Origin of the sequence: Paenibacillus germinis (assembly GCF_013141785.1) — a bacterium.
GTDB lineage: Bacteria > Bacillota > Bacilli > Paenibacillales > NBRC-103111 > Paenibacillus_E > Paenibacillus_E phytorum.
In genome coordinates this window covers 1-17,229 of record NZ_WHOC01000119.1, presented here as the reverse complement: position 1 = coordinate 17,229, position 17,229 = coordinate 1, and the positions used below count along the sequence as shown (strand labels likewise).

14 protein-coding genes are annotated in these 17,229 nt (G+C 47.2%); 11 read left to right on the top strand and 3 right to left on the bottom strand.

What is annotated here, in order from left to right; all coding sequences use genetic code 11:
* The first annotated feature begins 68 nt into the window (after window positions 1-68).
* On the top strand, window positions 69-1,298 hold the full coding sequence (locus GC102_RS22420) for an aminopeptidase (RefSeq protein WP_171691464.1): 1,230 nt from the start codon (window positions 69-71) through the stop codon (window positions 1,296-1,298).
* Between the two features lie 79 nt (window positions 1,299-1,377).
* Here GC102_RS22420 and GC102_RS22415 read toward each other — a convergent pair whose 3' ends face one another.
* A complete protein-coding gene (locus GC102_RS22415) occupies window positions 1,378-2,193 on the bottom strand; it encodes a YybI family spore inner coat protein (protein ID WP_171691463.1) in 816 nt (271 codons plus the stop codon).
* A 179-nt stretch (window positions 2,194-2,372) separates the two neighbouring features.
* Here GC102_RS22415 and GC102_RS22410 point away from each other — a divergent pair, with 179 nt between their 5' ends.
* The 9 genes from GC102_RS22410 to GC102_RS22370 all read left to right on the top strand — a co-directional run bounded on the left by GC102_RS22410 (window position 2,373) and on the right by GC102_RS22370 (window position 14,038).
* Window positions 2,373-3,317, top strand: a complete 945-nt coding sequence (locus GC102_RS22410; protein ID WP_246321065.1) for a helix-turn-helix transcriptional regulator — start codon at window positions 2,373-2,375, stop codon at window positions 3,315-3,317.
* A 195-nt stretch (window positions 3,318-3,512) separates the two neighbouring features.
* Window positions 3,513-4,013 carry a DinB family protein gene (locus GC102_RS22405; RefSeq protein ID WP_171691462.1) on the top strand — a complete coding sequence of 167 codons (501 nt, stop codon included), beginning with the start codon at window positions 3,513-3,515 and terminating at the stop codon, window positions 4,011-4,013.
* A gap of 446 nt (window positions 4,014-4,459) precedes the next feature.
* Complete coding sequence (locus GC102_RS22400) at window positions 4,460-5,314, top strand: SDR family oxidoreductase (RefSeq protein ID WP_171691461.1); 855 nt, start codon at window positions 4,460-4,462, stop codon at window positions 5,312-5,314.
* 113 nt (window positions 5,315-5,427) lie between these two features.
* On the top strand, window positions 5,428-6,162 hold the full coding sequence (locus tag GC102_RS22395) for a DUF421 domain-containing protein (protein WP_171691460.1): 735 nt from the start codon (window positions 5,428-5,430) through the stop codon (window positions 6,160-6,162).
* A 195-nt stretch (window positions 6,163-6,357) separates the two neighbouring features.
* Window positions 6,358-8,757, top strand: a complete 2,400-nt coding sequence (locus tag GC102_RS22390) for a helix-turn-helix domain-containing protein (protein WP_312883352.1) — start codon at window positions 6,358-6,360, stop codon at window positions 8,755-8,757.
* Between the two features lie 398 nt (window positions 8,758-9,155).
* Window positions 9,156-10,763: a type 2 periplasmic-binding domain-containing protein gene (locus GC102_RS22385; RefSeq protein WP_171691494.1), complete on the top strand. Its 1,608-nt coding sequence runs from the start codon at window positions 9,156-9,158 to the stop codon at window positions 10,761-10,763.
* Between the two features lie 86 nt (window positions 10,764-10,849).
* Window positions 10,850-11,818, top strand: coding sequence for an ABC transporter permease (locus GC102_RS22380; protein WP_171691459.1), 969 nt, complete (start codon window positions 10,850-10,852; stop codon window positions 11,816-11,818).
* A gap of 19 nt (window positions 11,819-11,837) precedes the next feature.
* Window positions 11,838-12,713 (top strand): carbohydrate ABC transporter permease, encoded by an 876-nt coding sequence (locus GC102_RS22375; protein WP_171643859.1) that lies wholly within the window; start codon window positions 11,838-11,840, stop codon window positions 12,711-12,713.
* 215 nt (window positions 12,714-12,928) lie between these two features.
* Window positions 12,929-14,038: a helix-turn-helix domain-containing protein gene (locus GC102_RS22370; protein WP_246321064.1), complete on the top strand. Its 1,110-nt coding sequence runs from the start codon at window positions 12,929-12,931 to the stop codon at window positions 14,036-14,038.
* On the opposite strand, the gene aroA is transcribed toward GC102_RS22370, so the two are convergent.
* Window positions 14,035-15,390, bottom strand: coding sequence for a 3-phosphoshikimate 1-carboxyvinyltransferase (gene aroA / locus GC102_RS22365; protein WP_171691458.1), 1,356 nt, complete (start codon window positions 15,388-15,390; stop codon window positions 14,035-14,037). The two genes, GC102_RS22370 and aroA, sit on opposite strands and share 4 nt — an antisense overlap.
* Before the next feature lie 109 nt (window positions 15,391-15,499).
* On the opposite strand from aroA, the gene GC102_RS22360 reads away from it, so the two are divergent.
* Window positions 15,500-16,381, top strand: a complete 882-nt coding sequence (locus GC102_RS22360) for a LysR family transcriptional regulator (protein WP_171691457.1) — start codon at window positions 15,500-15,502, stop codon at window positions 16,379-16,381.
* Between the two features lie 48 nt (window positions 16,382-16,429).
* On the opposite strand, the gene GC102_RS22355 is transcribed toward GC102_RS22360, so the two are convergent.
* Complete coding sequence (locus GC102_RS22355; RefSeq protein WP_171691456.1) at window positions 16,430-17,017, bottom strand: TVP38/TMEM64 family protein; 588 nt, start codon at window positions 17,015-17,017, stop codon at window positions 16,430-16,432.
* Between the last annotated feature and the right edge of the window lie 212 nt (window positions 17,018-17,229).

Here is a 17,229-nt window from a genome sequence, read left to right as displayed (position 1 = left end):
TCCCACGGGTTAAAGTTTTATTTTCTATCATACACTAAATCTTACTAAAATATAAAGGAGCCCGCGATATGGAGACATTCGAACATTATTTAGATAAATATGCAGAACTTGCGATTCGTGTAGGATTAAACGTACAAAAGGACCAAACCGTCGTCATCATGACGCCAATCGCCTGTGCTGACTTTGTGCGCAAGCTAACGAAAAAGGCTTACGACGCCGGGGCCAAAGATGTCGTCATCGACTGGGACGACGATGAAGTGAAGGCGTTGCGCATCAAGCACGCCCCGGAATCCACGCTGCGCGAGTACCCCATGTGGCGAGCAAGCGGCCTGGAAGAGATGGCGAAGGACGGTGCAGCCTTCCTCCAAATCTACGCGCCTAACTCCGATTTGCTCAAAGATGTAGACCCTGAGCGGGTCGCCATCTCTAGCAAAACTACAGCAACTGCGCGCGAAGGGTTCCTGAAATATTTGCGCAGCAATCAGGTGAACTGGCTGATGGTCTCCTTCCCGACAGCGGAATGGTCGGCTAAGGTATTTCCTGATTTGAGCGAAGCCGAGCGCATCAAGAAGCTGTGGGAGCAGATTTTCAAGCTAACTCGCGTGGATAAAGATGATCCGGTTGCAGCATGGAAAAAGCATATCGAGACGCTGACTGAAAAACAGAACTTACTGAACAACAAAAAGTACAAGCAGCTTCATTTCAAAGCTCCTGGTACAGATTTATACATAGAGCTAGCCCCTAAGCATCAATGGGTTGCCGCAGGGAGCGAGTCGGAGCGAGGCATTTTCTTCGTGCCGAACATCCCAACGGAAGAAGTATTTACGATGCCTGCACGAAATGGCACGAACGGAACGGTTCGCAGCACTTTGCCGCTTAGTTATCAAGGTTCCTTAATCAATGGCTTCAGCCTGAAATTCGAAAATGGCCGAGTTGTCGAAGCGACCGCTGAGGTGGGTCAAGAAGTACTGAATAAGATGCTGGACATGGATGAGGGCGCTCGTTACTTGGGTGAAGTGGCACTCGTTCCTTATGACTCCCCCATTTCACAGTCAGGGCTCATCTACTACAACACCTTATTCGACGAAAATGCTTCCTGTCACGTAGCGCTCGGTAATTCATATCCGTTCACGATTGAAGACGGAACGACGATGAGCCCCGAGGAGCTAGTTCAGAATGGCTACAATAAAAGCCTAATCCACGTTGACTTCATGATCGGCTCAGCTGACATGGAGATCGATGGCATTCTGGCAGATGGAAGCCGCGAGCCTTTATTCCGCAAAGGAAACTGGGCATAAGAACGGCAAGCAGGATTTTAATAGAAAGAAGGACCGCCACATCATGGAACCATGCATTCCGTGAGATGACGGTCTTTTTTTAACGTAACTTGCCAGGCAGCGTTTTGACTATCGAAGCGTCTTTTAAAATCCATTTCCCTTTTTTCCATTTCCAAACGGAGATGACGTAGCCAAGTGTATCTGCATTCGCAATACCGGTGATTCGCTGAACACCCCTCAGCTCACAGTACCCATCCCGATCTACATCCACCGGCTTCAGAGCGCCATAACCATGAACATCCACAATAATAGGCTTCACTACGATGCCATTTTTGTACACTCCGAATTTCTCGTAATCGTCCTTGCGGTCTTTGATATCAATTTTGAAGGACTTCCCTGTCCCTTCAATCTTCATCTTTACCACATAATTTTTCTTGAAGGTGGCCTTTACATGAAGTGGACTAGGCAGCGGGACAGCAGTCGGAACATTATTTTTCAGTGAGTAAATATAGTAGTTGGATAGCCCCCCACTGCCACCAGTTTCCGCTGATACATAGATTTGAGGCAGATTGTCATGAATGAAATCACAGAAATCCATCTGCGGATTATACCCGCCCTCAAGCGGGATGACAACATGGGTCTGAGCCGGTCCTATGACGGTAATGAATAGCTTATTATAGTACGGACTGCTAACATCCGACTTCATCCCTATCAGGGATACTGTATCAGGTTTGCCGTCACCTGTGACATCAATCTCACGCGTTTGTATAAGCTCGCCTTGCTGCGCTGTTTGTGACGGTGGTTGTGGCGGCAGCTCCTCAGCGGACGCGAGTCCCCCTCTCCATAAGGATGAGCTGCTCAATAGTAAACTAATTACTGCTGTGCCTAGGGCGATTTTAAAGCATTTTCTAAACATGTCATCCGACTCCTAATATAGGGATCTTTGAGCGTAGCTCAAAGTCTCTCCCCTTTGAGATTTGAATTCGGCTTATTATTTCAAAATTTTCCATCGGGTATGCGGAACTCCACAAAAGGAATTCTTTCTCTGGAATCGAATGTTAAAGTTAACATATATGAATCGATGAGGTGCTTTTCTTGAAAATTGATCGTCTGCTTGCCATTACCATGCTGCTTCTAAATCGAAGAAGAATTAGCGCTAAAGAACTTTCGGAGCGTTTTGAAGTGTCTTTACGTACGGTTTACCGAGACGTTGAGGCCATTAACCAAGCTGGCGTTCCTGTCGTTTCTTATGCAGGGATGAGCGGTGGCTACGAAATTATGGACCAATATCGGCTGGATCGCCAATTCCTGTCCCTCGATGAGCTGCAATCTATTATTGTCGGCCTCAAAGGAATCCGCTCTACTGTCGGCGACCAAGAGATCAGCAACCTTCTTGATAAAGTAGGCGCTCTCGTGGCGAAATCGGAACAGAATACCGTCGCTAATCTAAACAATCAACTTATTATTGATATGAACCCTTGGCATGGCAGCAATCAGGACAAAGAGAAGCTGAGCACTCTGCGCACTTCAATTAAAGAATCCAAACTGATTTCCTTTCAATATATGACTTCCCAAAGTGAGCAGTCTGTGCGAACAGTAGAACCTATGGGCATTGTGGTCAAAGGCTTTGGCTGGTATTTGTATGGCTACTGCCTGCTGCGTCAAGATTTTCGCGTCTTCCGATTATCTCGTATGAAAGAGATTGAAGTGCTTCAGAGAACCTTTGAACGTAAAGAAGGAACCTTAGAACAGCTAGATCATACCTGGGGCAAAAGAAACCCCTCCTCGCTCATCAAACTCGTGCTGCATGCGCAGCCGAACGTTCGCGCTCAAGTAGAGGATTATTTCCGTCCTGAGCAAATTACCGTTCAAGCTGACGGCACTTTGATCATTACCGCCACTCAACCGGATGAATCGTGGCTTCATGGCATGCTTCTTAGCTATGGTCCCAACCTGCGTATTCTCGAGCCGGCCCATATTGCAGCCATCATCAAAGATAAAGCTGAAAAAATTGTTCAACTCTACGCAAATGAACACTGACAGGACGCTGTCAGTGGTGGTTGTCTATAATGAGGTTATGAAGTAGGCGAAACCAATAGACGATTGCTTACGATGCCGGTTTTTCTGGCGAAAAACTCAAGTTAATGCTTACGATGCCAGTTTTTCTGGCGAAAAACTCAAGCTTATGCTTACGATGCCAGTTTTTCTGGCGAAAAACTCTAAGGAGGCTCACCCATGTTTAGAACAATCGAAGATTTTGTAAATGAATGGAATAATGAAGCAAAAGCTACCCAGCGCGTGCTGGACACTTTGACAGATGCTTCACTTAAACAGCAAATTGGGCCTGAGCTCCGCACACTAGGTCAAATAGGTTGGCATATCGCCACAACAGTTCACGAAATGTCCTCACGTACAGGTCTCAAATTCGACGCTCCCGAGGGTGAAGAACTCGCACCAGCATCCGCCAAGACAATTGCTGACACCTACCGTTCCTCTTCAGCCGGGCTAGCCGAAGCTATCCAGGCCCAGTGGACAGATGCTAAGCTCGCTGAAAGCAGTGACATGTATGGCGAGCAGTGGCGTAATGGTTTAACGCTGCGCATCATTATTTCGCATGAAATTCACCACCGCGGTGAAATGATTGTCTTGATGCGTCAAGCCGGACTACGCGTCCCGGACATTTACGGTCCGACTCGCGAGGATTGGTTCGAGCGCGGCATGCAGCCGTTGGTGTGATTTAAAGTAGATGAATGAAAGAGCACATCCATGTGCTCTTTTTTGGCTTTTTAGGGAATATATTTTGGGGCTGTCCCCAAAGTCATATCTGGAATATTCAGCTCCCACTTTTGTGAATCCGAAGCCTGAATGCTACTTCCATTGGATTAATCCAGTGGAAGTAGCGATTTAACAGCCTGGACACCCATTCCATTGGAACAAATCCAATAAAATTGCACTTTTCGAAGCCTGAGAGTCGATTCCATTGCATTTTCTACAATGAAATTTTCTAAAATACCAATTTCACTCAATATATCGTAAATTCCATTGTATACTTTACAACAGAAGCTCCCTGCAGTTTCCTCTCTCGCGGATACCACTGTATATGTTACAACAGAATTAATGATACCCCATCAAGCAATTCGAGGCATACGCTATGAGCTATACCAAAAAGAGGAGGCGAACCTATGCAAAATCAAACGGTTATCGTAACAGGCGCTAACTCAGGAATGGGCCTGGCCACCACTGTGGCGCTATCCAGCCAAGGCGCCAACGTCATTATGCTGTGCCGCAGCCGCCAAAGAGGCGAGCAGGCACTGATCGAGGCGCGAAAACAGAGCGGCTCGGAGCGCATCGAGCTTATGCTGTGCGACCTCGGCTCCCTTGCGAGCATCCGTTCTTTCGCCGCGGAGTTCCATGCCAAGCACAAAGTGCTGGATGTGCTTGTGAACAACGCGGGGGTCGTCACCGTGAAGCGGCAGACTACAGCAGACGGCTTCGAGGCGATGATGGGTGTCAACCATCTCGGCCATTTCCTGCTGACCAACCTGCTGCTGGACGCCATCGTCCGCTCCCCGCAGGGGCGGATCGTGAACGTCTCCTCTGGCGCCCATAAGATTGGGCGCATTGATCTAACTAACCCTCACCTCACCCGAGGGTATCGTGTCTGGAGCGGATACGCCCAGTCGAAACTGGCGAATATCTTGTTTACCCGCGAGCTGGCGAAGCGACTCGCAGGCACTTCCGCCACGGCCAACTCGCTGCACCCCGGGGCCGTGGGTACGAACCTCGGTGTCGATCGCGACACCGGATTCGGCAAGGCCGTGTTTGCGATGCTGCGGCCGTTCTTCTTGACGCCGGCGCAAGGCGCAGAGACGGCGGTATATTTGGCCACGAGCCCGGACGTGCGGACGGTCAGCGGCGAGTACTACTACAGGCGAAAGATCGCGCCTGTCTCTACCAGAGCCCAAGACGAGGGGCTAGCTCGTCAGTTTTGGACTTGGAGCGAACGCCAAGTTGGATTAATACCAGCAAATGATTAGGCGTTGGAGTCCCCGAAGAATCCCTTTACTTTTACCCTCCGTCATGGATAAAAACTGGAAAACGAGGAAACATTATACGAGCATTTATCCTCATTTTTGGAGTGTGACGTGAATTGGACTTCTTTCATAGCCAAGAATCTCTAACCACGATTCAGTGGATTTTGCGCGCTGTCGTAGGCTATATCTTCTTACTAATCGCTTGCAAAGCATTGGGACAACGCTCGATCTCCCAACTGCGGTTTCTGGATTTCACTATCGCTCTCATTCTAGGCAATATTATTGCCCATCCTCTTTCGGACGAGCAATTAGCATTAACTGGCTCCATGATCACCACAATTGTACTCATAGTCCTATATCTGACAACCTCCTGGCTAAGTCTAAAGTGGAAATTTCTGAAGCATTATTTAGACCCCCCGCCTCTTAGGTTAATTAAAAATGGACAGATTCAAATGAAAAGTTTGCGCAAAGCCAAAATTTCTGTTGATCACCTATTCTCTGAGCTGCGCAAGCAGCAGATTGAAGATATAACCAAAGTCGCACTTGCTTTGTGGGAGCCAGGAGGAATCATTTCCGTGTTCCTTGAGCCTCAGTATCAACCTGTCACCGCAAAAGATATGAACATACCAACATCGTCGTTCTCTCTCGTGAAGCCGATTATTGTTGAAGGTTCCAGCGACGACAAAATGCTTGCTCAGCTAGGAAAAGACCACGCATGGCTTGAAGCTCAGATTCACGCTGCTCATCTCGATATGAAGGATGTTGAACTAGCTACCATTGATGATCAAGATCAAATACGTGTATATACCGCTTTAGACACCAATAAAAAAGACGAACAAACGCTGATCTGATTGCGTCTGTTCGTCTTTCTGCTTTTTAGATTAGAAAGCGTTGGATCTGTCATTTAAGAAAGCGCTTTAATATATCTGGAATTACAGCTAAAATATAACTAACATCGTTATGGAATTGTTTGCAGCCATTCTTTTTTTATCGGGATAACGTTTGGGTAAAGGTGTTCGACTCAAACAAGTAATTTGAGGAATGAGGTGACCTTATTGAAAATGCCGCAGATTTGGTTTCAAATTGGCAGTCGCAAAAGTGCGCTGACGACGATGATCGCCTCTAATTTATTCATCCTGTTGATTCCGCTTGCAATGGGACTCTTTTTGTACGCCAAAGTGGAGCAGAGCCTGGAAACAAACGCCAACCGTTCCAATACGGCGATGCTAGAGCAACTAAAGCTGTCGCTCGACTATAAATTATCGGAAGTAGATAATTTAATGCGCCAGGTCGCGCTCGATCCGAAGTTGGATTATATGTTGAAAATTCCGAAAGATGCGGACAGCGCCGATAAATACCGTTTCGTGGAATTCATGCGCAACCAATTGAGCAGATACCGCAGCATGGTTAGCAGTTTTATTTTTGATTATTACGTTTATTTTGACAGCAGCGATACCATCGTCAAAGCAGATTTATTGACCGATTCTCGTACGTTTTATTCCACCTACTATACATTTAAGGACATGACGTATGAGCAGTGGCACAAGGAGATTTTGACAAGCGCGCACAGCATGTCTTACTTGCCAGCCGCCTCCCTTGCTCGCGGGAATGAAATATCCACTAACACCGAATACGTTCCGAAGGAGGTCGTCGTCTATGAACAATCGCTTCCCCTTCGTTCGCAATCCGATGTCCTCGGTAATTTTATCGTTCTGATCGATGTCGACCAAATCAAACAAATGTTAAAGCAGTTGGAAACAGCTAGCGACAGCGCGATTTATATCATTGACCATACAGGAAAAACAATTATGAGCACGAGCGATATACCATTTTCGCCCGACCTTCTCAATCGCATTGAAACCAATAGCAGTCCATTCGATTACCGGATCGCTGGCGTCAATCAAATGGTATCGGTTACTTCCTCGCAAAAGGCGGGCTGGAAGTATGTGTCGGTAACGCCGAATAACGTGTTTATGCAGCAGGTCAATCAAATTCAAACATGGTCTTTAGGGCTTTTCGTTATATGCTTGATAGCTGGCCTACTAGCCGTCTACGCAGGGGTATACCGCAATTACAAGCCGCTTCAGAAGACCGTGAACGCGATTATGCGCGGGAAGGACATGATCGGGCGACCTGCCTCCAACGAATACGAGTTTATCCAACAGACGTTCGAAGGCTCGATTCACGAAGAGAAAAACTTGCGCAACATGCTAGCCCAACAAATCCCGTTAATTCGAACCAACTATTTATCCCGCCTCATACGCGGTTATATGGACGTGGACGTTTCCCCAGAAAACGAAGAAACACTTCGGTTCATGGATCTATCGTTCGTAAGCGATCGGTTTGCCATACTCCTTGTCAAGATCGAAGACATAGATGATTTCAGCGAAGAACAATCCGAACAGGGCTGGGCACATGCAAGGTTTATCGTATCGAATATAGGTGTCGATCTCATTCAACTAAACCATAATGGGTATTCGGTTGAGCTCGATCGCGATCGTCTTGCCTTTCTCATCAACCTAGAGGAACGGCGAGGGGAACGCGCTGCTGTCGATATACGAGAATTCGCAGAATCGCTTAACAGCATGATCTCACAAAGATTCAAAATCAACATTACTGTCGCCGCTGGAGAGATCCATCAGGGGCCTAAGGCGATTCGCGACTCATACCCAGAAGCGCTATCAGCACTTGAATATAGACTCATTAAGGGGAAAAACGCAGTCATCCACTTCCAAGATATCATAGATGCCACACATCACTATTATTACCCGCTTGAAATCGAAATACAGCTTATCAATTTCGTTCGGAGCGGCGATTCCGATAATGTGGAAAAGCTGCTCTCTACGATATATTCAATGAATTTTGATTCTAACCACATCACGCCGGAGCTTGGTAAGTGCTTGTTCTTCAATGTAATGAGCACATTTTTGAAAATTGTGAACGCCACAAATACGAACCCGGAAGAAGTGCTTGGTGCGAATTTCGATCCGATCAAAGCGGTTTTCAGCTATCCGACGGCGGATGGCATGTACCTGAAAACGAAGGATTTGTACGCAACGCTCACCCGTTTGTTTAAAGTCGAACGGTCCGATCACAGCACGCAATTACTGCAGGATATCGTCCATTTCGTGGATCAAAATCTCGATGATCAGAACATGGGGCTAGCGCTTGTCGCCGACCGGCTCAAGATGACACCACCATATATTTCTACTTTCTTCAAAAAAAATCAGGGGCAAAACCTGTTAGATTACATCACACGCAAACGGATCGAAAAAGCGAAGATGTTGATGGAGAACAAGGAGCTGACGAACGCACAAATTGCGCAAATGGTCGGTTATAATAACGACGTCGTGTTCATACGTGCTTTCAAAAAGCAGGAAGGTATTCCACCTGGAAAATACCGCGAGGCGATGAGGCCGGACAAAGCCGGATCTGACCAAGGATAAAACGACTCCGTCGTCCTTCTGGGACGAGCGCGTTTGTCAAGGTAGATGCGAAGCAAAAGTATAAAACTTATACTTTCTTATCTACACATAAAGGGCAGCCTCTAAGGCTGCCTTTATTTTCTCAAGTGGAATGTAACACATAGTCAGGATATCCGTGCTCCTTGAAGGAAACAGAGCAACAAGTTGTACACTGACGTTTTTTAATATCTCACTGATTTGTTTTCTACTAGCCCGCATTTCTTACGAAAATACAATGCAAATGAAAAGAAGAAAGTATCCTTTCTTGCGTGCAGAAGCTACACTCGGAACAAGAAGGCGGGACAATAACAGCGATCCCGTTTCAATAGCAAATGCATTCACTCACTATGAAAAGGGAGGCGTTTTCATTGAAGAAAAAAATGAAACATGTAAGTTCCGTCATGCTGATTTCTTTACTCGCGGCTTCAGTTGCCGCATGCAGCAGTAACGGCGGAGGCGAGACGTCGTCATCACCGCAGCCTGGCAAAGAAACACAGTCGCCGAAGCTGACCAATCTGACGTATTGGGTAGCGAACCACTCCAATGCCGCTTCACAGATGAAGACATACGCAGAAATGGAAATGTATAAGGAACTCGAAAAAATATCAGGTGTAAAGGTTGAATTCCAGCATCCTCCGCTCGATGCCCAACAGGCAAAAGAACAGTTCAATCTAATGCTCGCCTCCAACCAACTACCTGACGTTATTGAAACGGGCTGGACGGGGTATCCGGGTGGACCAGAAAAAGCGATTCAAGATAACAAAATCATTAAGCTGAACGATTTGATCGACAAATACGCGCCGAACCTAAAAAAACTGTTTACAGATCATCCGGACTGGAAAAAGCAAATCATGACGGACGATGGCAGTATCTACTCGTTCCCGTTCCTGCGAGGCGGTGACAAGGTCAGAGTATTCTTCGGCCCAGGCGTACGTCAGGATTGGCTGGAGAAACTGGGTTTGAAAATGCCAACAACGATAGACGAATGGTACAGCGTGTTGAAGGCGTTTAAAGAGAAAGATCCGAACGGCAACGGCAAAGCGGACGAAATCCCGATTTACCTCGATAAAGCGATATTCGCCACCGACGCTCCGTTCCTAGGCGCATGGGGTACCAATTACGGTTTCTACCAAGATAGCGGCAAAGTGAAGTACGGCCCAATCCAACCTGAGTTCAAAGATTTCCTTGCAACGATGAACAAATGGTATAAGGAGGGTCTGCTTGACAAAGACTTCGCAGCCCCGAACGATAAATTGTACGACAATAAAATGACGACAAACCTACTGGGAGCATCCGTGTTCTATAACGGCGGAGGCATCGGCAAATACGCCAACCTGATGAAGGACAAGGACCCGAACTTCAAGTTAGTCGCCGCTCCTTATCCGCTATTGAAAGCTGGGGATAAACCAATTTGGGGCCAGAAAGATTTTGTTTCGAACGGCATTGGTGCTGCTATCACGACGAGTAACAAAAATCCGATTGAAACGGTCAAATGGCTTGATTATGCTTACGGCGAAAAAGGCGATCTGCTATTTAACTATGGCAAAGAAGGCGTCAGCTACAAAATGGAGAACGGCAAAGCCGTATTCCTCCCGGAAGTACTCAACCCGCCGAGCGGAGTCAGCCTTGCGCAATCGTTTGGGAAGCATAACCGATCGACGTGGAGCGCACCGTTCGTGCTTAGCGATAATTTTCAATTGCAGTATCTCGCGCTCCCTCAGCAGAAAGATGCGCTTGCCATCTGGTCGAAACCGACGGCTGAACGCAAAATGCCGCTCGTGACGCCGACGAAAGATGAAAGCAGCAAGTATGCTTCCGTCATGACGGATGTCGAGACGTATCGCGACGAAATGCTGCTCAAGTTCATTATGGGCGTGGAGCCGATCGAAAACTTCGACAAATACGTTAAGAAGATTCAAAGCATGGGCATCGAGGAGGCCACCAAAATTCAGCAGGCGGCGCTCGAACGATTCAATAAACGCAGTTAAATGAATCGAAGAATCGGACTGGGAGATGATCGGATTCATCTCCCAGATTTTTATATCGAAACCATGCAGAAAGGCAGGGAGAAACGATGGCGCAAAGCTCTGGAAACGTACAGGCAGGCACTGTAACCAAAATCTATCGCGATCCGACATTACTTCAAGTCATTCGCTCAGATCTTAAGCGGCATTGGGCCATTTATGTGATGGCCCTTCCTGTTATCGCTTATTACCTCCTATTTCATTACGGGCCGATGTACGGTTTACAAATCGCATTCAAAGACTTTTCAACAGTAAAAGGCATCTGGGGAAGTCCATGGGTCGGCTTCAGGCATTTTGAAAGCTTTTTTAACGGAATTTATTTCTGGCGGTTAATTAAGAACACCGTTTTAATCAACGTATATGAACTGATATTTGGCTTTCCGGCGGCTATTGTATTAGCGTTGCTGCTAAATGAGATTCGTAATAGCATGTTCAAACGTGTTGTGCAGACAATCTCGTATTTACCTCACTTCATTTCAATCGTCGTCGTGGCTGGGATGATGGTCGACTTTTTAGGCCGTACTGGTCTCGTTAACCAAATCATAGCCTCTTTCGGAATCGAACCGATCGACTTTTTGAAAGAAGCGAGCTGGTTCCGTTTCCTGTTCGTTTCATCCGGTATTTGGCAAGGAATCGGTTGGGGCTCCATCATCTATTTGGCGGCGATGGCCACCATCGACCCAACCCTCTATGAGGCCGCCCGCATGGATGGCGCGAACCGTTGGAAGCAAACGCTGCATATCACAATTCCCGGTATTATGCCCACGATCGTTATTTTGTTCATTTTGAATATGGGTAACATGCTCTCGGTTGGCAGTGAAAAAGTACTCCTTCTGTACAATCCGCTCACTTACGAGACAGGGGATGTCATCTCAACCTACGTATATCGTAAAGGGGTTCTGGAGGCAAGCTACAGCTTTACGGCAGCAGTGGGGCTTTTTAACTCCGTTGTAAGCTTCATTCTGATTGTGTCCGCCAACAGCATCAGCAAGCGGCTCACCGAGAATAAACTTTGGTAGTCAGAAGGGAGATTCGTCGATGAAACCTACAACAGGTGAACGATCGTTTGGATATTTGAATGCACTCCTTATGATCGGCCTTTGCATAGTCACTTTGTACCCATTCTTATACGTTCTGTTTGCTTCGTTTAGCAATGCAACGTCTTTCCTGCAGCATCGCGGACTGATGTTCAGCCCGGCCGGCTTCGATCTCGGCGCTTACAAAGCTGTGTTCAATAACCCAATGATTGTAAAAGGGTACCAGAATACGTTGCTCTATGTGGTGCTTGGTACCGCTATTAACCTCGTCATGACGGCGATCGGCGCCTACGTATTGTCCAGGCCTAATTTATATTTCAAAAATATCATCATGTTTTTCATCGTCATAACGATGGTATTTCACGGCGGCTTGATTCCGACTTACCTGCTTGTGAACGACCTCGGGATGATGAACACGATGTGGGCTCTTCTCATTCCCGGTGCGATCAATACGTTCAACATGATCATCATGCGTACCTCTTTTCAAGGCATTCCTGTTAGTTTGGAAGAATCAGCAAGAATGGACGGCGCTAGCGATTGGAAGATTTTGTTCCTCATTATCATCCCGCTTTCGATGCCTGTTATTGCTGTCATGATTTTGTGGTACGCGGTAGGACATTGGAATTCCTATTTCAGTGCGCTAGTCTATTTGCGGAGCCGCGAAGATTACCCGCTACAGCTCGTACTCCGTGAAATATTAATTGCCAACAATACCGATTCGATGATGACGGGTGCCGCCAACGATGACAAATACGCAATTGGAGAAACGATTAAATATGCGACGATTATTATCTCGACGTTACCCATCATTTGCCTATATCCGTTCCTGCAAAAGTATTTCGTCAAAGGCGTCATGATTGGGGCGATTAAGGAGTAACAGTTGGCAGTCAGGACTGCAGCAAGTACTAATAATTCTGCTGGATAGACCGGAAAGGGGGATGTTAATACGTAAATTCGGCTCCTCACCTGTAGGATATTCATAAACAGGAATTATCCCTTAATTTGGAATTTCCAGCTATTCAATTGCCACAATTTATGTTATTATTTATTTACGTAATTACGTAAATAAATAATTTAGATGAGGTGATCCTTTTGACCGCAACACGGGATTATGGCACCGAGCTAGATACCTTGCAGGCGCAGATGAATGATCTTCAGCAGCTTGTCAGGCAATTGATTCCTAAACAAGATGAGAATAATAAAATGTTTACTGAGAAAAAGAACTCAGCAGCAGCAGCTGGTCTCGGGAGTATCTTTTACTCCGGGCAATACCGGGGAGATCTGGCTAGTTATCGGTGGGAGCCACAAGAAAAGCACGTCAGTCAGTTAATCCAATTGGACGGCGATAAAACAGCCAAAATCTTGGGAGCTCTTGCACATAAGCAGCGACTGGATATTTTAAGAGCCGTCCTACAAGAACCGCTTACCGGCCCCGATCTAGTGGAACGTCTGAACATGGGGACAACGGGCCAGCTTTACCATCACATCAAAGCATTAGTAGGAGCAGACCTTCTCATCCAAGAAGAGAGAGGCGGCAAGTATACCATTCCAGGTCCCCGTGCACTTCCACTTTTATTACTGCTGGCGGCGGCTTCCGACCTTATGGATACTAGTGACTATTTAGCTATGACAGAGGCTAGAACGAATGCGCATTCTTATTTGGGTGGAGCCCAAGAAGAGTATGATCCACACTTACTGCTGTGGGCTGTTGTTGAGAATTGCATTTTGGAGCATCTGCATGGCACCTGCAGCGAGGTTAGCCTCTTTTTGCATGCGGATGGCAGCATCACAGTTGCAGATAATGGCCGGAGCATCCCCGTTCAAGCACTTCCGGGCAGTGAACACCCACGTGTTCAGACTGTTCTTACGGACATGAGCCGCCTTAGTGCTAGTGCTAATTTCCTAGCACCAGGCAGTGAAAAAGGCATCAGCATGCCCGTCGTCAACGCGCTGTCGCTCAAGCTCTCGGTTGAGATCAGGCGTGACGGCCGAGTGTTCCAACAGCATTATAAGCATGGGATTCCGCAAAGCGAGCTCCAAACCGTAGGTGTTACCAAGGAAACCGGAACGAGTGTTACCTTCCTGCCAGACCGCGATATTTTCAGCAAATCATTTGAACTAAGCATGCTTGAGAAACAAGCCGAGGATTTTGCCCTTTTGTATCCGAAGCTGAATATTCATGTGTGGAGTGATCTCGCTTAAATAACCTCAACCCCGACACCCAGTTCTCGCCAACGATCAAAAAAGTCTGGACATGTTTTCGAAACACAGCCCGGATCCGCAATCCTGACGCCATCTACCCTTGCACCAATCAGCGAAAGCGCCATCGCCATTCGATGGTCGTCGTGGGGGTCGAGCAGCGCGGGTTGCGGCTCCCCTGGGTACACCGTTAACCCATCCGCATGTTCCTCCACCTGAATGCCCAGCTTCCCAAGTTCCTCACACATCGCCGCAATGCGGTCGCACTCGTGGTGCCTGATATGCGCAGCATCCGTCAGTGTAATGGGACCATCCGCGAAGGGGGCCAGCGCAGCTAATGTAAGCGTCTGGTCCGACCAACGCTGCATACTCACCGTGAAGCCGCCTTTAATACGGTTTGTACCCCGAACTTCAATGTAATGTTCACCACGCGTTACCGAACAGCCCATTTTCTCCAAAACAGACAATAGCTCTATATCCGGTTGTCTTGTCTGCGCGGAAATTCCCTCAATGCGTACACGTCCATTCGTCAGCGCAGCGAGTGCCCAGAAGTAACCGCAAGTGGATACATCGGGTTCCAGCATGAATGTACGAGCTTCATATACACTCGGCTGAATCGTAATCGCTTGCCCATCCTCATGAACCTCAGGCCTTACACCGAACGCCCACATCATATCCAATGTCATCTCGACGTAGTCCCGCTGCACAATTTGATCAGCAATTCGAATGGTAAGAGTATCTTTGGCATAAGGAGCTGCGAGCAGCAATCCACTAATAAACTGGCTGGAAACCGCTCCGGACACTGTTACTTCTCCTCCGTTAAGACCGTCCGCATGCAGCGTTAGCGGCACACATCCAAGATTGCCCTTATATCGGATATCCGCCCCCAAAGTGGATAGTGCATCCAACAAAGGTGCAAGAGGTCTTTCAGCCATCCGTTTACTGCCATCAATTGCCCACTCACCATGACCAACGGCAAGCGCCCCGGGCAAAAAGCGTGCAACCGTACCAGCGGCTCCCACGTACAAATCTGCTTTCGTGACAGGCCAATGCCCTTCATTTCCTTGGATTATAACTGTATCCCCATCCATCTCGATTTCAGTTCCCAGCTCTCTGAGCACATTCATACACCAATAGGAATCATCACTTTGTAAAATACCCTGCAGCCGTGTAGTCCCCTTCGCAAGTGCAGCAATAAGAAGTGCGCGATTAGTGAAGCTTTTGCTCCCCGGTATCGTGATAGTCGCATCTACCGCTCCATGAAGCGGCGACAGCCGTACCTCCTGTCCTTCCAGATGCTGTGACCACGGAGATCTAGCTCTCCGATCTGGTTCGTGCTTAGTTGTTTCCTGCATATCATCCACCCTCTCCAATTGTGCGTATCTTGTAAGCCAATTATAATGGGAGGTACAGACATAGATGAAATTACCAAATAAGCACCTTCCCATAAAGGAGCTCTATATCATGATCCATTTAGAATGGTACCGAATATTCCTACATGCCGCCAAAGCGGGCAATTTAACCAAAGCAGCCGAGGAGCTTTACATTACCCAACCATCCGTCAGCTATGCAATTAAACAAATGGAACAGGCTTTATCCATGAAGCTTTTTCATCGAAAATCCAAGGGTGTGGAGCTAACAACAGAGGGGAAGCAATTACTGCTTTATGTGGAGCAATCTTTTGCGCTTTTGGAGGCTGGGGAGAAAAAAATGTCCGCACTCAAGCACCTCACTGGAGGCGAACTTCGTGTCGGAGCGAGTGATTCGTTATTCAAGCACTTCTTATTCCCTTATTTGGATACCTTTCATAAACAATATCACGATGTCCGCATCCGGCTTTCTCACGGCAAAACATCAGAAATTACAGCTCGAGTCAAGGAAGGCAGCATCGATTTCGGACTTATTCATTTGCCAATTGCCGATGATCCTCATCTCGATATCCAAGCGATTATGACCCTCCAAGACTGCTTCGTGGGTGGTGAAGCCTACCGTGATCGAGATGACCACTCACTTTCCGCGCAGGATATCAGCCAATTCCCATTGCTGCTTCTATCTCCCGGCAGCAGCACAAGGCGCTTCATTGAGCAATGGTTTGCTGCCCAGGATGTCACAATCGAAGCCGACATCGAGCTCGGCAGCATTGATCTGCTTATCGAATTCGCAAAACTCGGCTTCGGCGTTGCTTTCGTCCCTCGGTCTTATGTCGTCAAAGAATTGGCTGAAGGTACATTGCATGAGCTGAAGCCTGCCAAAGCCATTCCAGCCCGCAGCATCGGAATCACGACCCGTCGAGATATGACGTCGTCTGTTGCGGCGGCTAAATTTCTTGAAATGCTTTCGTCTTGAAACTACCAACACTTACACGGAGATTTCAGAAGACACGTACACCCTATACTACATGAAACGCTTCTCTATTTTTTTGCTAATCATAAGTGAGATTACAATAAATAAAGCCACATAAATCAACTCATATGGATTCTCAATGAATCGCTTAGGATCGTGTCCGATGAAGCTAACCGACAGCACCATGACCGCTTTTCCCGCCGCAACCGCAACCAAAAAAGATCGAAACCTCATGCCGACCAGCCCGGCAGCCATATTAATCACAACGAAAGGTCCTATCGGAAAAAGACTGAGTATAAACACATAGTTGAAGGCCTGGCGGCGCGCCCAGAGGAGACTTTTTTGGACCTTGGGCTTTTGTGCCCAGCGCTCTAGATAGGGATGGCCCGCTACTTTTTTGACAATCGCAAAAGTCACCAAGCACCCACACACAATACCTATCCAAGAGTAAAGAAAACCGAGCCATAGCCCATATACAGCTGCATTTACACTAATAATGACAAGTGTCGGAAGCGGCGGAATGAACGATTTCATGAAAGGTAGAAGAAGACCGGGCAAGGGTCCGAGTGATCGATACTTGTCCAGGATCATCGCCAAATTTTCTTCGGTGAGGTAGGACAAGAGTTCTGTTATTCCCATATGTATGCACACCTACTCGCTTAACAATTAGTTGGAGATTAGGATAGACTTTCGAAATAACTAAAAAAAAGAACCTCCATAGGCATAATAGCACATGGAGGTTCTTGGTTGCTTATTTTTAAGTGGAAATCACTAAGTTGACACATGAGGGATTCGTCCCGCCAAGCGTATTCCCTTCTACAAACGCCTTCGTCGGCTCTACCTTTGCCTCC